At 63.5% G+C, this 6,117-nt stretch carries 7 protein-coding genes; 6 read left to right on the forward strand and 1 reads right to left on the reverse strand.

The window, feature by feature from the left end; all coding sequences use genetic code 11:
• Positions 1-2 precede the first annotated feature (2 nt).
• The 6 genes from sucD to GEU01_RS11300 all read left to right on the forward strand — a co-directional run bounded on the left by sucD (position 3) and on the right by GEU01_RS11300 (position 5,475).
• Positions 3-875, forward strand: a complete 873-nt coding sequence (sucD, locus tag GEU01_RS11275; RefSeq protein ID WP_010509731.1) for a succinate--CoA ligase subunit alpha — start codon at positions 3-5, stop codon at positions 873-875.
• Positions 876-981: 106 nt separating this feature from the next.
• Positions 982-1,998: a biotin synthase BioB gene (bioB, locus tag GEU01_RS11280; protein WP_019086169.1), complete on the forward strand. Its 1,017-nt coding sequence runs from the start codon at positions 982-984 to the stop codon at positions 1,996-1,998.
• A gap of 87 nt (positions 1,999-2,085) precedes the next feature.
• Complete coding sequence (gene queE, locus GEU01_RS11285) at positions 2,086-2,721, forward strand: 7-carboxy-7-deazaguanine synthase (RefSeq protein WP_026018681.1); 636 nt, start codon at positions 2,086-2,088, stop codon at positions 2,719-2,721.
• Position 2,722: 1 nt separating this feature from the next.
• On the forward strand, positions 2,723-3,460 hold the full coding sequence (gene queC, locus GEU01_RS11290; RefSeq protein WP_010509736.1) for a 7-cyano-7-deazaguanine synthase QueC: 738 nt from the start codon (positions 2,723-2,725) through the stop codon (positions 3,458-3,460).
• The gene (locus tag GEU01_RS11295; RefSeq protein ID WP_019086171.1) at positions 3,453-3,980 is read left to right on the forward strand and encodes a 6-pyruvoyl trahydropterin synthase family protein; all 528 of its coding nucleotides are present in this window, start codon (positions 3,453-3,455) and stop codon (positions 3,978-3,980) included. The genes queC and GEU01_RS11295 overlap by 8 nt, the downstream gene beginning before the upstream one ends.
• Before the next feature lie 34 nt (positions 3,981-4,014).
• On the forward strand, positions 4,015-5,475 hold the full coding sequence (locus GEU01_RS11300; protein WP_019086172.1) for a SulP family inorganic anion transporter: 1,461 nt from the start codon (positions 4,015-4,017) through the stop codon (positions 5,473-5,475).
• Positions 5,476-5,536: 61 nt separating this feature from the next.
• Here the strand turns inward: GEU01_RS11300 and GEU01_RS11305 are convergent.
• A partial coding sequence (locus GEU01_RS11305; protein ID WP_019086173.1) for an IS110 family transposase occupies positions 5,537-6,117 on the reverse strand: 581 nt, incomplete at its 5' end.

The raw sequence follows: 6,117 nt of genomic DNA on the forward strand, positions 1-6,117 counted from the left end.
GAATGTCCATTCTCGTCAACCAGTCCACCAAGGTGATCACGCAGGGCTTTACCGGCGCGCAGGGCACCTTCCACACCGAACAGGCCATTGCCTACGGCACCCGCATGGTCGGCGGCGTCACACCGGGCAAGGGCGGCAGCCTGCATCTGGGCCTGCCGGTATTCGATACCGTGATGCAGGCGCGTGAGGCCACGGGGGCCGAGGCCTCGGTCATCTACGTGCCACCCGCGGGCGCTGCCGACGCGATCCTTGAGGCGATCGCCGCCGGCATCCCGCTGATCGTGTGCATTACCGAAGGCATCCCGGTGCAGGACATGGTGCGCGTGCGCGCCGCCCTCGAACGTTCCGACAGCCTGCTGATCGGCCCCAACTGCCCCGGCATCATCACGCCTGATGAATGCAAGATCGGCATCATGCCCGGCCCGATCCACCGTCGTGGCCATGTGGGCATCGTCTCGCGCTCGGGCACCCTGACCTATGAAGCGGTGGCCCAGACATCGGCCATCGGACAGGGGCAGAGCACCTGCGTCGGCATTGGCGGCGATCCGGTCAAGGGGATGGACTTTACCGATGTGCTGGAACGCATGATCGCGGACCCGGACACCCATTCCATCGTCATGATCGGTGAAATCGGCGGCACGTCCGAAATCGATGGCGCCGAACTGATCCGCGCCAGCGGCACGCGCAAGCCGGTGGTGGGCTTCATCGCAGGCGCCACCGCGCCGCCGGGCCGCCGCATGGGCCACGCGGGCGCCGTGATTACCGGCGGACACGAGACCGCCAGCGCCAAGATCGAGGCCCTGCGTGACGCGGGCATCCATGTCGCCCCCAGCCCTGCTGAACTGGGCACGACACTGGCCCGCGTGCTGGGCTGATCCCTGCTTCCGGCGATGGCCCCATAACAATAAAAGTGTGGTCATCGCCGGTTTTGTATGGCACAGTCGGAAACGTTTTCCACCTGACACCAGAGGATCCAGACCGATGCCCGATGGGAGCAGCCCGGACACCATGTCCATGCACGCCGGGGCCACCAGCCTGCCCCCCATAAGGACAGACTGGACGCGTGACGAAGTCGCGGCCCTTATGGCGCTACCCTTCCCGGACCTGATCTACCGCGCGCAGACGGTGCATCGCGCCCGTTTCGATCCCACTGAAATGCAGATTTCCACCCTGCTGTCGATCAAGACCGGCGGTTGTCCCGAAGACTGCGCCTACTGCCCGCAGAGCGCGGTGCATGAAGATGGCGGCGTGAAGGCCAGCCGCCTTATGGCGGTTGAAGAAGTGCTGAAGGAAGCCCGTGCCGCCAAGGCCGCGGGTGCTGCGCGCTTCTGCATGGGGGCGGCATGGCGCAGCCCCAAGGAACATGACCTGGAAACCGTGTGCGCCATGGTCGAGGGCGTGAAGGCGCTGGGGCTGGAAAGCTGTGTCACGCTGGGCATGCTCGACAACCGCCAGGCGCACAGGCTCAGGGATGCCGGGCTGGATTACTACAACCACAACATTGATACCTCGCCTGAATATTATGGCGACATCATTTCCACCCGTACCTTCCAGGACCGGCTGGATACGCTGGAAAACGTGCGTGACGCCGGGATCAATGTCTGCTGTGGCGGCATTGTCGGCATGGGGGAGGACGCCACGGACCGCGCGGGCATGATCGCGACACTGGCCAGCATGCCCCGTCACCCCGAAAGCGTGCCGATCAACATGCTGGTGCGCGTGGAAGGCACCCCGCTGGCCGACAGGGCCGCGGCGGTTGACCCGATCGAATTCGTCCGCACCATTGCCGCCGCCCGCATCACCATGCCCGCCAGCCGCGTGCGCCTGGCCGCAGGACGCGAGGACATGAGTGACGAAGCCCAGACCCTGTGTTTCCTTGCCGGTGCCAATTCCATTTTCTATGGCGAACGCCTGCTGACCACGCCCAACCCGGCGGCCGTGCGCGACCGGCAGTTGCTTGACCGGCTGGGCATGCATACATCACACAAACAGGGCTGAACCCGACGCAGCCGGGCGCGGGGCCGGCTGGGGCAGTTCCCACGCGTGGTGCCCTTTTCCGGCCGCGTGCATTACGAAATCTGGAACATGTCCTATACCGTAAAGGAAATCTTCCCCACCCTGCAGGGTGAGGGCGACCAGGCAGGCCGTACGGCGGTATTCTGCCGGTTTGCAGGGTGCAACCTGTGGTCGGGGCTGGAACGCGACCGGGACCGGGCCACCTGCCGGTTCTGTGATACGGATTTCATCGGCACCGACGGCCCCGGTGGCGGCCGTTTTGCAGATGCGGACCAGCTGGCTGATACCATTGCCGCGCAGTGGCCCACCGCAGACAGAACTGGCGCCTTTGTCGTCCTGACCGGCGGCGAACCCCTGCTGCAGCTGGATGATGCGCTGATTGCGGCACTGCATGCGCGGGGTTTTGAAATTGCGGTGGAAACCAACGGCACCGTGGCCGCACCGGACGGGATCGACTGGATATGCGTCAGCCCGAAGGCGGGTGCCGCGCTGGTCCAGACCCGCGGGCATGAACTCAAGCTGGTCTATCCGCAGCCAGACCTGCTGCCCGATCAGGTGGCCGGGCTTGATTTCCAGCAGTTCTGGCTCCAGCCGATGGATAATGCCAATCGCGTCCGCAACACTACCGATGCGGTCACGTATTGCATGCAACACCCGCAATGGCGGCTGTCATTGCAAACCCACAAGCTGATCGGGATACCCTGACATGAGCGTTCCCCCTCCCCCATCCCATCCTGAAAACGAAGCCGCCCTGGTCCTGTTTTCCGGCGGTCAGGATTCAGCCACCTGCCTTGCGTGGGCGCTGGCGCGTTTTGGTCGGGTGGAGACACTGGGGTTCGATTATGGGCAGCGCCATGCGGTTGAACTGGAATGCCGCGCAACCCTGCGTGACGGGATGGCTACGGAAAACGCCCTGTGGGCCCAGCGTCTGGGCGCGGATCATACGCTCGATCTTGCCGCCCTTGGCACGGTATCGGACACGGCGCTGACGCGCGAAGCCGAAATCACGATGAATGAAAACGGCCTGCCCAATACATTCGTGCCCGGTCGCAACCTGATTTTCCTGACCTTTGCCGCGGCCCTGGCCGCGCGCCGCAATATCCGCCATATCGTGACCGGCGTGTGCGAGACGGATTATTCCGGCTATCCCGATTGTCGCGACGACACGATCAAGTCCCTGCAGGTGACGCTCAACCTCGGCATGGACGCCCACTACGTGCTGCACACGCCGCTTATGTGGATCGATAAGGCGCAGACATGGGAACTGGCCCACCAGTTGGGCGGGGAGACGCTTGTCCGCCTGATCAATCGCGAAAGCCATAGCTGTTACATGGGAACGCGCGGCACCCTGCATGCATGGGGGCATGGCTGCGGCACCTGCCCCGCCTGCCAGTTGCGCAAGGCAGGATGGGCGCAGTACATGGCGGCACGCCAGCATGTTTGAACTGGTTTTCACCCGGCGCTTTTCCATGGCGCACCGGCTGCTGGCGGGCGAAAGCGAACGCTGTGCCCTGCCCCATGGCCACAATGAATATATCCGCGCCCACCTGCGCGCCACGAACCCCACGGTGCTGGATGGCCGCACCAACATGGTCATGCCCTTCCAGCGGGCGAAGGGCGTCTGGCATGGTTTTATCGACAACCATGTCGATCACGCCCTGCAACTGGCGGAAGACGACCCGCTGCTTGCGTGGTTTGCCCTGAACGAGCCACAGCGTGCGCGGCGCATACTGGTTACACCCGGCGACCCCACGACCGAACTGCTCGCCTGCCTGCTCATGGCCAAGCTGAACGCCTTCCTTGCCGCCGATGGCGGGGCGCTGACCTGCGCCAGCATCGAAATCGAGGAAACACCCACCAACACGGTCCATTACAGTGGCGACCCGCTGGCGGTCCTGCCCCGGCCCCGTCCCGCCCCGCGCTGCTGGTGGCGGCGCGCGGACACGACCATTTCCGATACCTGATTACCCTTCTGCCCCGAAAGGCTCCGTCTTTTTCATGTCTGCACTCGCCCGTTACCGTCAGGAATGGTTCGGCAACATCCGGCGCGACACTCTGGCCGGTATGGTCGGCACGTTTGCGCTGATTCCTGAAGTCATTGCATTTTCCTTTGTCGCGGGGGTCGATCCCGCCGTCGGACTTTATGCGTCCTTTGTCATAAGCGTGGTGATTGCCTTTACCGGTGGCAGGCCGGGCATGATATCCGGGGCGGCCGGATCGGTCGCGCTGGTTGCCGCTGCCCTGGTGCGCGGCCATGGGGTGCAGTACCTTCTGGCCGCGACCCTGCTGTGCGGACTGTTGCAGGTGGTGTTCGGCATCCTGCGCCTGCATGTGCTGATGCGCTATGTCTCGCGCCCGGTGCGGACAGGGTTCGTCAATGCGCTGGCCATCCTGATCTTTTCGGCGCAGGTCCCGCACATGCTACATGTGACATGGCATACCTATGCCATGATCGCGCTGGGGCTGGTGATCATCTATACCCTGCCCCGGCTTTTTTCCGCCATCCCCTCGCCGCTGATCTGCATTGTGGTGCTGACCGTGGTGTCGATCCTGTGCCCCATGCCGTTGCATACGGTTGCCGACCTTGGCCGCCTGCCTGACAGCCTGCCGCATCTGGTCTGGCCCGACGTGCCGTTCTCGCTTGATACATTCAACATCATCGCCCCCTATGCACTGGCCATGGCCAGTGTGGGCGTGCTGGAATCCATGATGACGGCCCGCGTGGTGGATGACCTGACGGAAACCCACAGCAGCAAGCGGCAGGAATGCATGGGGCTGGGTATCGCCAATATCGCGGTCGGCCTGTTTGGCGGGATCGCGGGCTGCGGCATGATCGGGCAGACGGTGGGCAACCTGCGCTATGGCGGACGGGGGCGGCTGTCCACGTTCGTGGCGGGTGCTTTCCTGCTGCTGCTTATGGTGGCGCTGCGCCCGTGGGTGGCGCAGGTGCCGGTGGCGGCCCTTGTGGCGATCATGATCATGGTTTCGGCCAGCACGTTTTCATGGTCGTCGCTGCGTGACCTTGTCCATCATCCGCGCACCACCAGCGTCATCATGCTGGCGACGGTGGCGGTTGTCGTGGGCACGCATGACCTTGCCGCAGGTGTTGTCGTGGGCTTACTGCTGAACGGACTGTTCTTCGCGTTTCAGGTCTCCGGCATGCTGTCGGTCAGCAATACGCTTTCGGCTGATGGCCAGACGCGAACCTATATCGTGAACGGGCAGGTCTTCTTTGCCTCATCCGACAGCTTTGCCGATGCGTTCGACCTGCATGATACGGCCCGTCACATCATGATCGACCTGACGCATGCCCATATATGGGACATGACGGCAGTCGGCATGCTGGAAGAACTGATTGGCAAGATGGAAGCACAGGGCATGGACGTGCAACTGATCGGCCTGAATGGCGCCAGCACCCGGCTTCTGGCCCAGCATACACGGCTGCAGCCCGCACAATGACAGGACACGGTGGGCCGGATAGGCCCATCGTGCAATCTGCTACTAAGAGTATCCGTTGTGGTCAAGCGGCTTTTGGCGTCCAAAGCCGATCTTTGTGAAGCAGGGCGTTTGCGAGGACAACGAGCTTTCGCATGATTGCGGTAATGGCGATCTTGGCGTGTTTTCCCTTTGCGATAAGGCGATCGTAAACACGCTTGAGGTCTGGGTTGAACCGCATGGCGACGATGGCCGGCATGTAGAGAGCTTGCCTTACGGTGGCACGACCACCCTGGATGAAGCTGCGGCCTCGCCATGTGCCGGACTGGCGCGTGATGGGTGCCAGCCCGGCCAGTGCAGCTGCCTGACCTTCTTCTATCATGCCGAGTTCGGGCATGTCGGCCAGAAGCGCATGAGCCGTGACCGTTCCCAGTCCCGGAATACTGGCCAGCACGTCCCGGCGCCGAGACAGATGCGCATCTTCCGCCACGAGCGCGTCAGTTGCCGCATCGAGGGATGTGACCTGCGCCTCGATCTGCCGCAGGCGATGACGCGCGTGGCGCTGCAGCAAGCTGATCGTGAGGGTCTTGAGACGATTGAGCGTTGCCGTGCGGTCTCGCATCAAACTGCGGCGCGCGGCCACCAGTTCGGCCAGACGGTTCTGTA

The organism is Komagataeibacter europaeus LMG 18890, assembly GCF_000285295.1.
Classification (GTDB): Bacteria; Pseudomonadota; Alphaproteobacteria; order Acetobacterales; family Acetobacteraceae; genus Komagataeibacter; species Komagataeibacter europaeus.

Excerpts from the sequence above, each read along its gene's own strand:
- sucD (WP_010509731.1), top strand. The coding sequence starts at position 3 with ATGTCCATTCTCGTCAACCAGTCCACCAAGGTGATCACGCAGGGCTTT.
- GEU01_RS11300 (WP_019086172.1), top strand. The coding sequence starts at position 4,015 with ATGTCTGCACTCGCCCGTTACCGTCAGGAATGGTTCGGCAACATCCGG.
- queE (WP_026018681.1), top strand. The coding sequence starts at position 2,086 with ATGTCCTATACCGTAAAGGAAATCTTCCCCACCCTGCAGGGTGAGGGC.
- GEU01_RS11295 (WP_019086171.1), top strand. The coding sequence starts at position 3,453 with ATGTTTGAACTGGTTTTCACCCGGCGCTTTTCCATGGCGCACCGGCTG.
- bioB (WP_019086169.1), top strand. The coding sequence starts at position 982 with ATGCCCGATGGGAGCAGCCCGGACACCATGTCCATGCACGCCGGGGCC.
- queC (WP_010509736.1), top strand. The coding sequence starts at position 2,723 with ATGAGCGTTCCCCCTCCCCCATCCCATCCTGAAAACGAAGCCGCCCTG.